The organism is Nocardiopsis algeriensis (assembly GCF_014203695.1).
Taxonomy (GTDB): domain Bacteria; phylum Actinomycetota; class Actinomycetes; order Streptosporangiales; family Streptosporangiaceae; genus Nocardiopsis; species Nocardiopsis algeriensis.
The window spans coordinates 313,593-329,313 of sequence record NZ_JACHJO010000003.1; the positions used below are offsets into that span (position 1 = coordinate 313,593).

Annotated in this window: 15 protein-coding genes; 13 read left to right on the top strand and 2 right to left on the bottom strand. The window is 72.0% G+C overall.

Going from position 1 to position 15,721, the window contains the following annotated elements:
• Genes FHS13_RS05870 through FHS13_RS05880 form a run of 3 tightly spaced genes read left to right on the top strand, consistent with a single transcriptional unit; the run spans position 1 to position 3,124 of the window.
• Positions 1-618 carry a GNAT family N-acetyltransferase gene (locus FHS13_RS05870; RefSeq protein ID WP_184288666.1) on the top strand — a complete coding sequence of 206 codons (618 nt, stop codon included), beginning with the start codon at positions 1-3 and terminating at the stop codon, positions 616-618.
• The gene (locus FHS13_RS05875; protein ID WP_184288669.1) at positions 615-1,412 is read left to right on the top strand and encodes a purine-nucleoside phosphorylase; all 798 of its coding nucleotides are present in this window, start codon (positions 615-617) and stop codon (positions 1,410-1,412) included. Before FHS13_RS05870 ends, FHS13_RS05875 begins: the two co-directional genes overlap by 4 nt.
• Positions 1,413-1,429: 17 nt before the next feature.
• A complete protein-coding gene (locus tag FHS13_RS05880; RefSeq protein WP_184288672.1) occupies positions 1,430-3,124 on the top strand; it encodes a phospho-sugar mutase in 1,695 nt (564 codons plus the stop codon).
• A gap of 42 nt (positions 3,125-3,166) precedes the next feature.
• Here FHS13_RS05880 and FHS13_RS05885 read toward each other — a convergent pair whose 3' ends face one another.
• A complete protein-coding gene (locus FHS13_RS05885) occupies positions 3,167-3,658 on the bottom strand; it encodes an Lrp/AsnC family transcriptional regulator (RefSeq protein ID WP_184289191.1) in 492 nt (163 codons plus the stop codon).
• Positions 3,659-4,223: 565 nt separating this feature from the next.
• Between FHS13_RS05885 and FHS13_RS05890 the strand changes: the two genes are divergently transcribed.
• The 10 genes from FHS13_RS05890 (at position 4,224) to FHS13_RS05935 (ending at position 15,212) form a co-directional block, all read left to right on the top strand.
• Entirely contained in the window at positions 4,224-5,264 is a 1,041-nt protein-coding gene (locus FHS13_RS05890) for a thiamine pyrophosphate-dependent dehydrogenase E1 component subunit alpha (RefSeq protein WP_184288675.1), read from the top strand.
• Positions 5,261-6,283 (top strand): alpha-ketoacid dehydrogenase subunit beta, encoded by a 1,023-nt coding sequence (locus FHS13_RS05895; protein WP_420221530.1) that lies wholly within the window; start codon positions 5,261-5,263, stop codon positions 6,281-6,283. Before FHS13_RS05890 ends, FHS13_RS05895 begins: the two co-directional genes overlap by 4 nt.
• A gap of 6 nt (positions 6,284-6,289) precedes the next feature.
• A complete protein-coding gene (locus FHS13_RS05900; RefSeq protein WP_184288678.1) occupies positions 6,290-6,631 on the top strand; it encodes a biotin/lipoyl-containing protein in 342 nt (113 codons plus the stop codon).
• 139 nt (positions 6,632-6,770) lie between these two features.
• Positions 6,771-7,499, top strand: a complete 729-nt coding sequence (locus FHS13_RS05905; RefSeq protein WP_184288681.1) for an alpha/beta fold hydrolase — start codon at positions 6,771-6,773, stop codon at positions 7,497-7,499.
• 345 nt (positions 7,500-7,844) lie between these two features.
• Positions 7,845-8,897 carry a BMP family ABC transporter substrate-binding protein gene (locus FHS13_RS05910; RefSeq protein WP_184288684.1) on the top strand — a complete coding sequence of 351 codons (1,053 nt, stop codon included), beginning with the start codon at positions 7,845-7,847 and terminating at the stop codon, positions 8,895-8,897.
• A 137-nt stretch (positions 8,898-9,034) separates the two neighbouring features.
• Entirely contained in the window at positions 9,035-10,627 is a 1,593-nt protein-coding gene (locus FHS13_RS05915) for an ABC transporter ATP-binding protein (RefSeq protein ID WP_184288686.1), read from the top strand.
• Positions 10,624-12,183, top strand: coding sequence for an ABC transporter permease (locus FHS13_RS05920; protein ID WP_184288689.1), 1,560 nt, complete (start codon positions 10,624-10,626; stop codon positions 12,181-12,183). Before FHS13_RS05915 ends, FHS13_RS05920 begins: the two co-directional genes overlap by 4 nt.
• Complete coding sequence (locus FHS13_RS05925; protein WP_420221533.1) at positions 12,180-13,457, top strand: ABC transporter permease; 1,278 nt, start codon at positions 12,180-12,182, stop codon at positions 13,455-13,457. The genes FHS13_RS05920 and FHS13_RS05925 overlap by 4 nt, the downstream gene beginning before the upstream one ends.
• Positions 13,436-13,843 (top strand): cytidine deaminase, encoded by a 408-nt coding sequence (locus FHS13_RS05930; protein ID WP_184288692.1) that lies wholly within the window; start codon positions 13,436-13,438, stop codon positions 13,841-13,843. Before FHS13_RS05925 ends, FHS13_RS05930 begins: the two co-directional genes overlap by 22 nt.
• Before the next feature lie 82 nt (positions 13,844-13,925).
• A complete protein-coding gene (locus FHS13_RS05935) occupies positions 13,926-15,212 on the top strand; it encodes a thymidine phosphorylase (RefSeq protein ID WP_184288694.1) in 1,287 nt (428 codons plus the stop codon).
• A 42-nt stretch (positions 15,213-15,254) separates the two neighbouring features.
• On the opposite strand, the gene FHS13_RS05940 is transcribed toward FHS13_RS05935, so the two are convergent.
• On the bottom strand, positions 15,255-15,704 hold the full coding sequence (locus tag FHS13_RS05940; RefSeq protein WP_184288697.1) for a hypothetical protein: 450 nt from the start codon (positions 15,702-15,704) through the stop codon (positions 15,255-15,257).
• Between the last annotated feature and the right edge of the window lie 17 nt (positions 15,705-15,721).

Below are 15,721 nucleotides of genomic sequence, written 5' to 3' on the forward strand. Positions count from 1 at the left end.
ATGCACACCCAGAGCCGGTACCGCGCCGGGCACGGCGCCGTACCTCTCCCGCGCCTGGTCCGACTCGACCGCGACACCTCCGAGGCCGCGCTGCTGAGGCAGGCGGTGCTGCGCCACCGCCTCGCTCCCGGGCAGACGCGCTACGTGGCCCTGCCCGTGGCCACCCTGCCCGCCGCCGACGCCGATCCGGCGCGCGTACCGTTCGCGATCGTCCTCGGCCCGGCCGGGGACCCCGGCCGGGCCCGGGAGGCCGCGGCCGGGTTCGGGATCCTGGACACCGGCCCCTACCTGCGGGAACTGGTCGACACTCCCGAAAGGGCGGTGCTGCTGCGCGCCTACTACGTCACGCCACAATGGCAGGGCCGGGGGATCGGCAGGGCCGCGTGCGCCGCACCCCTGCTGGATTCCCTGGCCGCCGAGGTGGCACCGCGCGCACGCGAGGCCGTGCTGTGCGTCAACGAGGCCAACTCCGCGGCCCGGCGGGTCTACGAGGCGGCCGGATACACCGCCACCGGGCGCACCGTCCTCGGAGACGAGGGCCCCCAACACGTGATGGCGCGGCCGCTGACCCGGATCCCGGACCCCGCGCCGCCCCGACGAACGGAGAACACGCTGTGACCCAGACACCCAAGGAGACCGCCGCGCGCGCGGCGCAGGAGCTGCGCTCGCGCACCGGTGTCGACGCCTACGACGTCGCACTGGTCATGGGCTCGGGATGGGCGCCCGCCGCCGACCTGATCGGCGCCACCGGGCACGAGCTGCCCGCCGCCGAGCTGCCCGGATTCCTGCCCCCCGCCGTGGCCGGACACAGCGGCACCGTCCGCAGCATCACCGACGGCGACCGCTCGGTGCTCGCCTTCCTGGGCCGCACCCACCTGTACGAGGGCCACGGAACCGACGCCGTGGTGCACAACGTACGCACCGCCGTGGCCGCCGGCGCGCGGACCGTGGTGCTCACCAACGCCGCGGGCGGCATCAACACCACCTACGGCGTCGGGTCGCCGGTGCTCATCGCCGACCACATCAACATGACGGCGCGCTCGCCGCTGGCCGGCGCCGAGTTCGTCGACCTCAGCGAGACCTACAGCGCCGAGCTGCGCGCGCTGGCCCGCGAGGTCGACCCGACCCTGCCCGAGGGCGTCTACGCGGCCATGCCCGGACCGCACTTCGAGACCCCCGCCGAGATCCGCATGCTCCGCGCCATGGGAGCGGACCTGGTCGGCATGTCCACCGTGCTGGAGGCGATCGCGGCCCGGGCCGAGGGCGCCCGGGTGCTGGGGATGTCGCTGGTCACCAACATCGCCGCCGGGCTGGAGGGCGCCAACCTCGACCACGAGGAGGTGCTGGCCACCGGGCGCGACTCCGCGGACAAGGTCGGCCGCCTGCTCGCCGACATCGTCGCCAAGATCTGAAGACGCCGAGGAGAGCGATGACCGCCGACACCGTCGCCCGGGCCAGGGAGTGGCTGGCCCAGGACCCCGACCACGAGACCCGCCAGGAGCTCGCCGCGCTGCTGGCCGCGGCCGAGGCCGGGCAGGAGGAGGCGCTGGCCGAGCTGGACGACCGGTTCAACACGCGGGTCGAGTTCGGCACCGCCGGGCTCCGCGGCGCGCTGGGAGCCGGGCCGGGCCGGATGAACCGGGTGGTGGTCATGCGTGCCGCGGCCGGGATCGCCGCCTGGCTGCACGGGCGCCTGCCCTCCTCCGAGGGGGTGCCCGGGCGCGGCGCCCACGTGGTGATCGGCTACGACGCACGGCACCGCTCGGAGGACTTCGCCCGCGACAGCGCGGCCGTCCTCACCGGGGCGGGGCACCGGGTGTCGGTGCTGCCGGGCCCGCTGCCCACCCCGGTCCTGGCCTTCACCGTGCGGGACCTGCGCGCCGACGCGGGCATCATGGTGACGGCCAGCCACAACCCGCCGCAGGACAACGGCTACAAGGTCTACGTCGGCGGGGAGGGCGACGAGGCGGGTGCGCAGATCGTCGCCCCGGTCGACGCCGACATCTCCGCCGCCATCGACGCGGTCGGCCCGGTCGCGGACCTGCCGCTCGGCACCGGCTGGGAGGTCCTGGGCGAGGAGGCCGTGGAGCGCTATCTGGACGCGGTCACCGCTCTGGTGCCCGAGGGCCCTCGCGACCTGTCCGTCGTCTACACGGCCATGCACGGTGTGGGCGGCAGGGTGCTCGTCGAGGCCATGGAGCGGGCCGGGTTCGCGCGGCCGGCGGTGGTCGAGGCCCAGTTCGACCCCGACCCGGCCTTCCCGACGGTGGAGTTCCCCAACCCCGAGGAGCCCGGCGCCATGGACCTGGCCATGGCCCAGGCCGGTGACGCCGACCTGGTGGTGGCCAACGACCCCGACGCCGACCGGCTCGCCGTGGTCGTCCCCGGGTACGGGCGGCTCAACGGCAACGAGGTCGGCGGCCTGCTCGCCGAGTACGTGCTCGACCGCACGAGCGGGGACGACCGGGTCGTGGCCACCACGATCGTCTCCTCCAGCCTGCTGGGCAAGATCGCCCGCGCCCGCGGCGTCCGCTACGAGGAGACCCTCACCGGATTCAAGTGGCTGGCCCGCGCCGGCGGGCCCGGGGCGCGGCGGGTGTTCGCCTTCGAGGAGGCCATCGGCTACTGCATCGGCGGCGACAGCGGGCGCCCGGTCGCCGACAAGGACGGCATCAGCGCTGCGCTGTTCGCGGCCGCCATGGCGGCGGAGGCCGCGAAGGAGGGCAGGACCCTGGGCGACCTGCTCGACGACCAGGCCCGCAGGTACGGCCTGCACCTGAGCGACCAGCTGTCGGTACGGGTCTCGGACCTGTCGCTGATCGACGCGGCGATGCGGCGGCTGCGCGCCGAACCGCCGACCGAGTTCGGCCCCCTGCGGGTGGCGGGGGTCGACGACTTCGCCGACGGCCACGAGGGGCTGCCGCCGACGGACGCCCTGCGCTTCCGGTTGGAGGGCGCGGCGTGGGGGCGTGTGACGCTGCGGCCCTCGGGCACCGAGCCCAAGCTGAAGGCCTATGTGGAAGTCGTGTCGGACGTGGACGGCGACGTCGGGGCTGCCCGCGAACGGGGGTCGGAGCTGCTGGGCGGGCTGATGGCCGCCGTCGCCGAGGCGGTCGGGGGCTGATCGGAGCCCTCGGCCTCCGGGTGCGGGGAGGAAGAGGTCTCCTCAGCCGGGGTCTCCGGGCTCCACGACGGGCCGGTGCACGACCTCGTCGATGACGGTGAGCGTCTGGGTGGCGGTCACCCCGGGGAGCGACTGCAGCCGGGTCAGGATCAGGTCGCGAAGCTGGTTGGTGTCGGCGACGCGGACGAGCAGGACGATGTCCGCGGAGCCGACCACGTACCAGCAGTACTCGATCTCGGGGTAGGCGGACAGGATCTCCCGGTTGGCGCGCCAGTCGGGCTGACTGCCCGAGATGAGGACGAGCGCGGTGACGCCGAGCCCCATCTTCGAGTGGTCGGTCACCACGGAGTAGCCGCGGATGACCCCTTCGTCGGTGAGCCTCTTGATCCGGTTGTAGGCCGTGGCTCGGGAGACGTTGGCCAGCGCGGCGATCTCGGTGATCCCGGTGCGCGCGTCCTTGGCGAGGGCGCTCAGGATCGTCTGGTCGGTGGCGTCGGGCCGCCGGCCGTTCCTACGGTGCTCACCCATGGCCATGTGGGGGCTCCTCATGTGCTCTTGTGATCGGTGGACCCCCGGCGTCCCCGTGACCGGGGGCGGTCGGGTCGCTTCTCGCGGGGGTGGCGCGGGGGCGCGCCGGGGCATCCGACTGTACTTGTCGTTGACGCGGTGATCGGGTCCAGGGTTTCCCTGACTCGCGGGTAACTACACGTCCCTTCCGAGAATGCGACAGAACTTCTTCCCCGGGGTGCCCCGAAGAGGCTTTTGTCGTACTTGCTTGCGCTTTTATCGACGAATTGTCGGAGTTGGCGCAGGGGGTTTTCCTTGCTCACGATCAGCTTCACACTGTAACCACATCGGCGCTGTCGGTGGTGGGGTGGGGTTCCGGTCGGAGATCGGGCGAAGTGTCGTGTTTTCGGCGTGGCGCACGCCATAACTTAGACGCTGGAGAACGTTTGAGGCTCATGTGTGCTTGTTCGTATCGAGTTTCGCTCTGTATCTGGCGGAAGTGTCGAATATTTCAGAGAATCGGGCTTCACGTTCGAAACCACTCGGTCCGGCACACGAGGGTGCTGCCGGGCCATGTTGGGAGCCGCTCGACATGCCGACCCACGAGTCAGCCGGTCAGGGGTCCGCCACGGTGGACCACCTGGCGCCCGATCTCGCCCGCACGATGTACCGGCACATGCGGACCGCGCGCGACCTCGACACCGAGGCCGTCGCCCTCCAGCGGCAGGGGGTCTTCCCCGCCTACGTCTCCGTACGCGGACAGGAGGCGGCCCAGGTCGCCGCCGCGACCGCGCTGGACCCCTCCCGCGACTTCGTCTTCCCGACCTACCGCGAGATGGCCGTCGCCCTGGCTTACGGCGTGGAGATGGTCGGCTACATGGCCACGCACCGGGCCCTGTGGCACGGCGGCCTCTACGACGCCATGGAGTCCCGCTTCGGTGCGATCAACGCCGTCGTCGGCGGCCCGGTGCCGCACGCCGTCGGCTGGGCCGTGGGCGAGCGGCTGCGCGGTGGCGAGGGCGTGGCGCTGGCCTGCTTCGGCGACGGCGCCAGCTCCGAGGGCGACGTCCACGAGGCGATGAACTTCGCCGGCGTCTACGGGGCGCCGGTCGTCTTCTTCTGCCAGAACAACCGCTGGGCGCTGTCGGTGCCCAACGAGCGCCAGGTCGCCGGCGGATCCGTGGCCGCGCGCGCCGCCGGCTACGGGATGCCCGGCGTCGCCGTGGACGGCAACGACGCGGGCGCCGTCCACCGCGCCGTCTCCGAGGCGGCGGAGCGGGCCCGCCGGGGCGAGGGCCCCACCCTTGTCGAGGCGCTCACCTACCGGGTCGAGCCGCACTCCACCTCCGACGACAGCGCCCGCTACCGGGACGAGGCCGAGGCCGAGCGGTGGCGGCGCCACCGCGACCCCGTCGACCTGATGCGCCGCGCCCTGATCGAGGCCGGATACGCCGGCGAGGCGGAACTCGACCGCATCGACGCCGAGGCGAGGGCGCGCGCCGAGGAGATCCGCGACGGAGTCTCCACCGCCCCCGAGCCCGACGGTTCCGAGCTGTTCACGCACGTCTACCGGGAGACCACCCAGGAGCTGGCCCGGCAGCGCCGCATCTGGCAGGAGGAGGTCCGGCTGTGACCGAGCTGATCGACCGCACCGGCACGGAGACGCAGGAAGCCCCCGTCGTGGAGCTGTCCATGCAGCAGGCCGTCAACCGGGCGCTGCGCGTCCTCCTGGCGGAGGACCCCGACGTCCTGGTCTTCGGCGAGGACGTGGGAACCCTCGGCGGAGTCTTCCGCGTCACCGACGGACTCCAGAAGGAGTTCGGGGACCGGCGCGTCTTCGACACCCCCCTGGCCGAGTCCGCGATCATGGGCATGGCGGTCGGCCTGGCGATGAACGGCTGGCGCCCCGTCCCCGAGCTCCAGTTCGACGGCTTCGCCTATCCCGCCATCGACCAGATCGTCAACCAGGTGGCGCGGATGAACTACCGGACCCGCGGAGCGGCGCCCATGCCGATCACGCTGCGCCTGCCCTCCTTCGGCGGCATCCAGGCGCCCGAACACCACGGGGAGAGCCTGGAGGCGATCTTCGCCCACACCCCGGGACTGAAGGTCGTGGCCCCCTCCGACCCCGGGGACGCCTACACGCTGCTGCTCCAGGCCGTGCGCTCGGACGACCCGGTGGTCTACATGGAGCCCAAGGCCCGCTACTGGGAACGCAGGCCGGTTCAGCTGCGCGAACCCGACGAGCCCATCGGCACCAGCCGGATCGTCCGCCCCGGACGCCACGCCACCCTCGTGGCCTGGGGCGCCATGGTGCACCGCTGCGTCCAGGCGGCCGAGCTGGCCGCGGAGGACGGTGTGGAGCTGGAGGTGCTGGACCTGCGCTGGCTCAAGCCCATCGACGCCGAGGGCCTCGCGGCCTCCGTGGCGCGGACCCGGCGGGCGGTGGTCGTGCACGAGGCGCCCCTCACCGCCGGACTGGGCGCCGAGGTCTCGGCACTGGTCACCGAGAACTGCTTCCGCGACCTGGCCGCCCCTGTACAGCGCGTCACCGGGTTCGACGTGCCCTACCCCGCGGGTCCGCTGGAGCCGCAGTACCTGCCCACGATCGACCGCATCCTGCTTGCGGTGCAGAGGACACTGGAGTTCTAGACAGACATGGCCGAAGAGAGCGTCACCTTCACCCTTCCCGACCTGGGGGAGGGCCTGGTCGAGGCGACCGTCCTGGAGTGGCAGGTCGGCGTCGGCGACACCGTCGGACGCAACGACCCCCTGGTGGAGGTGGAGACCACCAAGTCCGCCGTCGTCATCCCCTCGCCCAAGGCCGGCCGGATCGCCGAGCTGCACGCGCGGGAGGAGGAGGTGGTCCCCGTCGGCGCGCCCCTGGTCACCTTTGTGGTCACGGTGAGTGACGACGCGCCCCAGGCCGGCATCGTCGGCAAGGTCCCCGCGGAGGAGAGGCCCACCCGCCGGGTGCGCCTCAAGCCGCCTGCGGACTGAACAGGGGAGAGGAACCGGGGCCCGTTCAGAGAAATATCCGACCGGATCCGCTTGTAGGCGGCCGGGGTTCGGGGAAAGATCTGAATGGGCCCGTCCTTCCCCTTCCGAATAACTCCAGCGAACGAGGAATGAAGGATTCATGTCTGAAAATCCGGCCGACGGCGTGGCAATACGCTGCGCGGATTTGATTCCGTCCTCCCCGGCGGACGCCGTTCCCGTACTCCTGCTGCACGGTTTCGGCACGAGCTTCGACATGAATTGGCGGGCCGCCGGCTGGACACGGGCCCTGGAGGCCGAGGGGCTGCGGGTGCTGGGCCCCGACCTGCGCGGACACGGGGACAGCGACAAGCCCGCCGACAGCGGCTTCTACCTTCCCGAGCACTTCGTCGGCGACCTCACGGCCGCGCTGGACCGGCTGGGCGTCGAGCGGGTCGACGCGGTCGGCTACTCCATGGGCTCGCGCCTGGCCTGGGAGCTCGCCCTGACCCACCCCGAGCGGGTGCGCCGCGTCGCCCTCTGCGGTTTCGGCCCGGCCGACGCCTTCGAAGGGGTCGACCTGTCCGACCCCGGAAGCGGGGACACCCCCTTCGACTCCGTCTTCCGCAATGTCGCGGGGCTGCCCGGGAACGACCCCGCGGCCCTGGCCGCCTGCGCCCGGGGCCAGGCCTCCCGGCCCTTCCGGGCGCACCCGCCCCTCACCTGTCCCGTCCTGGTCGCAGCGGGCTCCGAGGACGAGGTCGCGGCCGGGGCGCAGGAGCTGGCCGCACTGTGCGGGGGGACCTTCGTGGAGGTGCCGGGGCGCGGCCACGCCAACGCCGTCTCCTCCCGGATCCTCAGACAGGCCGTCGTGGAGTTCCTCACTTCCTGAGGCCGACGGTGCCGACCCGCCCCGGAGATGCCAGACCGGTATGGACCAGTGCCCTCCCACGTGGGATTTGTCACTCTACGTAAAGGTGTCGGAGCTCACTGCGGTAACCGCTTGTCGAAGGGTGTTCCGCCGCCGGGAAAACCCCTGCGGCAAAGAAGGTTGCCTGCCTCCGGTGTGTTCTCGGTAACTTTGGGGAGGGCCACCGTGTCGCTCTGCTTTCGCCTTCATAACAAGTCGGTGCGCAGGTTGGGTGTACTTTCGGCGACCGTATATCGTCCGGCTGCAGAACTCGGCCGATCCGCATCTATATGACGGGCTGTCGAGAGGGCGAAGGGGAGTTATCAAGTGAAGCGCAGCAACGCAGCCAAGTTCGCCGCCGTCACGGCGGCGGGTGTGCTGGCCCTTACCGCGTGTGACAGCGCGGCCGACGACGGGGGCAGCGGTTCCGGCGGCGAGGAGTCCGCCTCCGGGGTCAAGGTCGGCCTGGCCTACGACGTCGGCGGCCGCGGTGACCGCTCGTTCAACGACTCGGCCTACCGGGGTCTGGAGCAGGCCGTGGAGGAGCTGGGCGTGGACGCCCAGGAGTTCGAGCCCACCGACGGCGAGGCCGAGTCCGCCAAGGTGGACCGCCTGACCACCATGGCCGAGGAGGGCTTCAACGTCGTCATCGCGGTCGGCTTCGCCTACGACGGCGCCGTCCGCGAGGTCGCGCCCGAGTACCCGGACGTCGACTTCGCCATCGTCGACTCCGAGATCACCGACATCGACAACGTCACCAGCCTGGTCTTCGCCGAGGAGCAGGTCTCCTTCCTCGCCGGCGCCGCCGCCGCGCTGAGCACCGAGGAGGACCACGTCGGCTTCATCGGCGGTGTCGAGACCCCGCTGATCCAGAAGTTCGAGGCCGGCTACGTCGCGGGCGTCGCCCACGTCGACGACGCCATCGAGGTCGAGGTCGACTACATCAGCCAGCCGCCGGACTTCAGCGGCTTCAGCGACCCGGCCAAGGGCCGCGAGATGGCCCAGGCCCAGTACGACCGCGGCGCGGACGTGATCTACCACGCCGCCGGCGCCTCGGGCAACGGCGTCCTCGAGGCCGCCGTCAGCAACGACTTCCTGTTCGTCGGTGTCGACAGCGACCAGTACGAGAACGCCGAGGAGGAGCAGAAGCCGTACGTGCTCACCTCCGCGATCAAGCAGGTCGACGTCGCCGTCTACGACCTGATCGAGGCCGCCAGCGAGGACACCGTCGAGGCGGGTGTCCAGCGCTTCGACCTGGCCAGCGGCGGTGTGGACTACACCGACTCCAACCCCGAGCTCATCGGCCCGCTCCAGGAGCAGCTGGACGAGATCAAGCAGCAGATCATCGACGGCGAGATCGAGGTCTCCGAGAAGCCGTAGGCCCCGAAGCACGGCCTGGGGCGGCGGCCGGAAGGGGAGGATCCCCCTTGCCCGGCGCCGCCCCGGCTGCTGTCATGCGACGTGCGGCCGGGGCCCACCCGGTTCCGCGCCGCGCCGCAAGTTCCCCGAGGAGACAGATGAGCAGCACGCCATCGGGCTCAGGGGCCTCCGCGCCCCCGGCCGTTGAGCTGCGCGGGATCACCAAGCGTTTTCCCGGCGTCGTGGCCAACCACGACATCAACATCACCGTGGCCTCCGGTACCGTGCACGCCATCGTCGGCGAGAACGGTGCGGGCAAGTCCACGCTGATGAAGACCCTGTACGGCATGCACCGCCCCGACGAGGGCACGATCGGGGTCAAGGGCCGCCAGGTCCGCCTCAACTCGCCCTCCGACGCCATCAAGCATGGCATCGGCATGGTGCACCAGCACTTCATGCTGGCCGACAACCTCACCGTGCTGGAGAACGTCGTCCTGGGCGCCGAGCGCAGGCACGGCATCGGCAACCGGGCCCGGGCCCGCATCCGCGAGCTGTCGGAGCAGTACGGCCTGGGCGTCGACCCCGACCGCCTGATGGAGGACCTGGGCGTCGGCGACCGCCAGCGCGTGGAGATCCTCAAGGTCCTCTACCGCGGCGCCGAGACCATCATCCTCGACGAGCCCACCGCCGTCCTGGTCCCCCAGGAGGTCGACGAGCTCTTCGACAACCTCCGAGAGCTCAAGAGCGAGGGCCTCACGGTCATCTTCATCTCGCACAAGCTCGACGAGGTCCTCTCCGTCGCCGACGAGATCACCGTGATCCGCCGGGGCACCACCGTGGCCACCGCGGACCCGAGCACCACCACCGCCCGGGAACTGGCCACGCTGATGGTGGGCGGCGAGCTGCCCGTCCCCGAGCTGCGCGAGTCCACGGTCACGGAGAACACCGTGCTCTCCCTGGACGGGGTCACCATCACCGCGGCCGACGGCCGCCCCGTGGTCGACGGGGTCACCCTCGACATCCACGAGGGCGAGATCGTCGGCATCGCCGGTGTGGAAGGCAACGGCCAGTCCGAGCTGATCGAGGCGATCATGGGCATGCGCCCGCTCGCCTCCGGCCGGATCCTCCTCGGCGGTCAGGACATCACCGGCTGGCACACGCTGAAGATCCGCGAGGCGGGCGTCGGCTACATCCCCGAGGACCGCCACCGCCACGGCATGCTGCTGGACTCCCCGCTGTGGGAGAACCGCATCCTGGGCCACCAGACCAAGGCCCCGAGCACACGCGGCCCCTGGATCGACAGGGCCGGGGCGCGGGCCGACTCCGAGCGCATCGTCGCCGAGTACGACGTGCGCACCCCGGGGATCGACGTCGTCGCCGACGCACTCTCGGGCGGCAACCAGCAGAAGTTCATCATCGGCCGGGAGATGAGCGGCGATCCGCGCTTCCTCGTGGCCGCCCACCCCACCCGGGGCGTGGACGTCGGGGCCCAGGCCGCCATCTGGGAGCAGCTGCGCGAGGCCCGCGCGGCCGGGCTCGCGGTCCTGCTGATCTCCGCCGACCTCGACGAGCTCATCGGCATGTCCGACACGCTCCACGTCATCCTGCGCGGACGCATGGTCGCCCAGGCCGACCCGACCGATGTCACCCCCGAACAGCTGGGCTCGGCCATGACCGGCGCCGGGCTGGCCGGAGACGAGAAGACAGAAGGCGGTACCGCCGCCGCTGACCGAAGCGAGGACGGAGCATGAGCAAGGACTCCACCCGGAGCATGCCCGTACCCGTCGCCACGGCGGCCACCGTCGCCGTGGGCGTCGCGGTCACCGCGGCCCTGGACCTGGCGCTGCTGTGGTGGGCGGCGTCGGCGATCGGTGTCGCGGCCGCCTTCGCGACCGCGCTCTGGGCCGACGGCCGGACGCGCGGCGCCGGCGACCCCGAGGGCGTCCGGGAGAAGGGCACCACCCTCCACCGGACGCTGGTCGTCCCGACCGCCCTGGTGCTGTCCGTGGTCGCCGGGATGCTGACGGGCTGGTTCCTGGACCTGTCCCTCATCGAGCCGGTCGCCGCCGTACTGGGCGCGCTCGTCGGCTCCTTCCTGGCGCACCTGCTGTACCGGCGCCTGTCGGCCATGCTCGCGCTGTCCTTCGGCGCCGTGGCCGCGGCGGGCGTTCTCGCGATCGCCGTCACCGCGCTCGTGCTCCAGCTGAGCGGGATCCCGCCGCTGGCGACCTTCACCCGCATGCTCGAGTACGGCACCCGGCCCGACAGCCTGGTGCAGGTCGTCAACGACGGCACCACCTACTACCTGGCCGCCGTCGCCGTGGCGATCGGCTTCAAGATGAAGCTGTTCAACATCGGTGTGGACGGCCAGTACCGGCTCGCCGCCCTGCTCGCCGCGGCCGTGGGCGGATACCTGGTGCTGCCGCCGGTCCTCAGCCAGATCGTCGTCATGGCCACGGCCGTCGCGGTCGGCGGCGCGTGGGCGGGCATCGCCGGATACCTCAAGGTCACCCGCGGCGTGTCCGAGGTGATCTCGACGATCATGCTCAACTCGATCGCCACCGGCATCACCGCCTACCTGCTGAGCACCGACCGCCTGGCGGTCGAGATCAGCACCAACAACATCGGCACCCCTCCGCTGGAGGAGTCGTCGTGGGTGCCCGGCATCCCGGCCGGCTTCCTCGGCTCGGACCGGGAGATCTTCGGCCTGGTCGTGCTGGCCGCCGCGGTCGGCATCGCCTACTCCGTGATGCTCAACCGCACCCGGTTCGGCTTCGAGCTGCGGGCCACCGGCCAGTCGCAGAGCGCGGCCGAGGCCAGCGGCGTCGACGTCAAGAAGATGGTGTTCCTGTCCATGCTCTTCTCGGGCATGGCCGCAGGACTCGTCGGCATGCCGCAGCTGCTGGGAGCCTCGCACTACTACGCGCTGGACTTCCCGACCGGCATCGGCTTCATCGGCATCGCGATCGCCCTACTGGGGCGCAACCACCCCGTGGGCATCGTCTTCGCGGCACTGTTCTGGGCGTTCCTCAACCAGGCGGCCGGCATCCTGCCCTTCGACGGGTACCCGCAGGAGATCGCGGTCATCGCGCAGGCCACCATCGTCCTCACGGTCGTCGTGGTCTACGAGATCGTGCACCGCTGGGGCCGCCGCTACCAGCAGCAGCAGATCGGCAAGGAGCTCGGCACCGCTGCCGAGCCGAAGGAACCCGCCGCCGTGGCCACCGGCACGGCGGCCGAGGGCGGCACCGGAGCCGACGGGGACCAGACCCCCGGCGACGGCGAGCGCGGCGGGGAGGCGAAGTGAGCCAGGAGATCACAGTGACGGGCACCGTGTCGGGGACCCCGGTCGGGGCCCGGCCGGCACGGCCCAGGGGCTGGGCGCTCTGGCGCCTGCTCACCCTGTCCGCGGCGGTGCTGGTGTCCCTGTCGGGCCTGCGGGTCTTCACCGGGCAGGACATGCTCGTCGACTCGGGCACCATCAGCACCACGATCATCTTCGCGGTGCCGATCGCCCTGGCCGCCCTCGGCGGCCTGTGGGCCGAACGCGCGGGTGTCATCAACATCGGCCTCGAAGGCATGATGATCATGGGCACCTGGTTCGGCGCCTACTTCGCCTGGTCCACGGGGAACCCGTGGCTGGGCCTGCTGGCGGGCGTGCTCGCCGGCATGGCGGGCGGCCTGCTGCACGCGGTGGCCACCGTGACCTTCGCGGTCGACCACATCGTCTCCGGCGTGGCGATCAACATCCTCATGCTGGGAGCGATGCGCTACCTGTCGATCCTGGTCTACGCCGACGTCGACGGGGCCGGAGCCTCCCAGTCGCCGCGGACACCGCCCTTCCAGGTGCTGAGCCTGCCCTTCGTCAAGGACGCGCTCGGACCGCTGGAGGAGAAGGGGATCTTCCTCGTCAGCGACCTGGCCGCGCTGGTCATCGGCCTGACCACCAACATGTCGGCGCTCACCCTCGTCGCCATCCTCATGATCCCGCTGACCTACCTGGTGCTGTGGCGGACCACGTTCGGCCTGCGCCTGCGCTCGGTGGGCGAGAACCCCGACGCCGCCGAGTCCCTCGGCGTGCCGGTGTACACGCTCAAGTACGTCGCGGTCGTCGTCTCCGGCGGCCTGGCCGGCATGGGCGGCGTGTTCCTGTCGATCGTCGCCTCCCGCATCTACCAGGAGGGGCAGACCGGCGGCCGCGGCTACATCGGCCTCGCCTCGATGATCTTCGGCAACTGGAGGCCCGGCGGCCTGGCCGCGGGCGCGGGTCTGTTCGGCTACACCGACGCCCTCCAGATCCGGGGCGGCGGAGCGGCGATCCACGTCCTGCTGCTGCTCCTCGCCCTGGTCCTGCTCGCCGTCGCCGTCTGGCAGGTGCGCAAGGACCGCAAGGGCATGGCCGCGGCGGGGGCCCTGGCCGGGGTGCTGCTGCTGGTCTGGTACTTCACCACCGACTCGCTGCCGCGCGAGCTGGCCACCTACAGCCCGCACATCACCACACTGCTGGTACTGTCGCTGGCCTCGCAGAGGCTGAGGCCGCCCGCGGGCGTCGGCAGGCAATGGAGGGCGAGCCGCTCATGACCGACATCGACTGGGAGGCGCTGCGCGCCGCCGCGCGCAAGGCCATGGAACACGCCTACGCGCCCTACTCGAACTATCCCGTGGGCGCGGCCGCGCTCGTGGACGACGGGCGCGTCGTCAGCGGCTGCAACGTGGAGAACGCCTCCTACGGCGTGGGCCTGTGCGCGGAGTGCGGACTGGTCGGCGCCCTGCACGCCACCGGCGGCGGCCGACTGGTCGCGTTCAGCTGCGTGGACGGGCAGGGTCAGGCGCTCATGCCGTGCGGCCGCTGCCGCCAGCTGCTGTACGAGCACGGCGGGCCGGAGCTGCTCATGGACACGCCCGAGGGCGTCTGGACCCTGGACAGGGTGCTGCCGCAGGCCTTCGGGCCGCACAACCTCGGCTGACAGAAGAATTTCCGGCAAGTACCGTCTCCCCGGTGCCGCGCAGCGGCCCGGGGAGACCCGTTTTCCCGGTGAGAGGACACACATGGACGCCATCGAGGTCATCCGCGCCAAGCGCGACGGGCAGGAGCTCCGGCCCGAGCAGATCGACTGGGTGATCGACGCCTACACCCGGGGCGAGGTCGCCGAGGAGCAGATGTCGGCGCTGGCCATGGCGATCTTCCTGCGCGGGATGACCAGGGCCGAGGTGTCCCGCTGGACCGAGGCGATGCTCGCCTCCGGCGAGCGGCTGGACTTCTCGGAGCTGGACCGGCCCACCACGGACAAGCACTCCACCGGCGGGGTCGGGGACAAGATCACGCTGCCCCTGACCCCGACCGTCGCCGCCTGCGGGGCGGCGGTGCCGCAGCTGTCGGGCCGGGGGCTGGGCCACACCGGGGGCACCCTGGACAAGCTGGAGTCCATCCCCGGCTGGCGGGCGTCGCTGTCCACCGACGAGATGCGCGCGGTCCTCTCCGACACCGGCGGGGTGATCTGCGCGGCCGGGGGCGGTCTGGCGCCGGCCGACCGCAAGCTGTACGCGCTGCGCGACGTCACCGGGACCGTGGAATCGATTCCGCTCATCGCCGCGTCGATCATGAGCAAGAAGCTCGCCGAGGGCACCGGGGCGCTCGTGCTCGACGTCAAGGCGGGCTCGGGCGCGTTCATGAAGGACGTGGACTCCGCCCGCGAGCTGGCCCGCACCATGGTCGGCATCGGCGCCGACCACGGCGTCCGCACGGTCGCGCTCATCACCGACATGTCCACCCCGCTGGGCCGCCAGGTCGGCAACGCGCTGGAGGTCGCCGAGTCGGTGGAGGTGCTCTCGGGCGGCGGTCCGGCCGACGTGGTGGAGCTGACCGTGGCCCTGGCCCGCGAGATGCTGGCCGCCGCCGGGCTCACGCCGGGCGAGAACGGGGTCAAGGACCCCGCCGAGGCACTCGCCGACGGCAGCGCCCTGGCGGTCTGGAAGCGGCTCGTGCGGGCCCAGGGCGGCGATCCGGACGCACCGCTGCCGCAGGCCGCCGAGCGCCGCGAGGTGCTCGCCCCGGCCTCGGGCACGCTCACCCGCCTGGACGCCTACCAGGTGGGCCTGGCCGCCTGGCACCTGGGGGCGGGACGCACCCGCAAGGAGGACGCGGTGTCCTTCGGCGCGGGCGTCACCCTGCACGCCAAGCCGGGGGAGCGCGTGCGCGCCGGTGAGCCGCTGTTCACCCTGCACGCCGACGACCCCGCCCGCTTCGAGCGCGGGGCCCGGGCGCTGGAGGGCGCCTTCGACATCGCCGACGCCGGCCACGAGCCGCGCCCGCTGATCCTCGACCGCATCGCCTGAACGCGGTCCGCCGGGCCCGACCCGCCCTCCGCGGAGGGCGGGTCAGGCGGCGGCTCCGGCGTAGGCGAGGACGGCGGTCAGGACGAGGAGGCTGCCGACGAGGACGGTGGCGGTGGCCAGCCAGCGGGTCCAGGCGCGGCTGCCGGCGCCGCTGGTGAACAGGGCGAGCGCGGACATGAGCACGGCCAGGGCGCTCAGCCCCCCGGCGACCGTGATCTCGGCCTGGAGGAGAGCGGCCTGCCCCGGTTCTGCCTCGCTGCCGGCCAGGACGAACCAGCCGAACAGGTCGGGCAGCCGCATGCCGGCGACGACGGTGGCGAGCAGCAGCAGGCCGGTCAGGGAGAAGGTCTCGGCGGAGAAGACCCCGCCGACCGGGACGGGCGTGCCCGCCGCGGCGAGGAAGGGGTTCTCCTCGGAGGGTCCGGAGGCCGCGGGGGGTCCGTCCTCGGGGTCGGGGGCGGTGGGACTGGTGTCTTCCTGGGAGGTACTCACGCGGCCAAAATACCGGC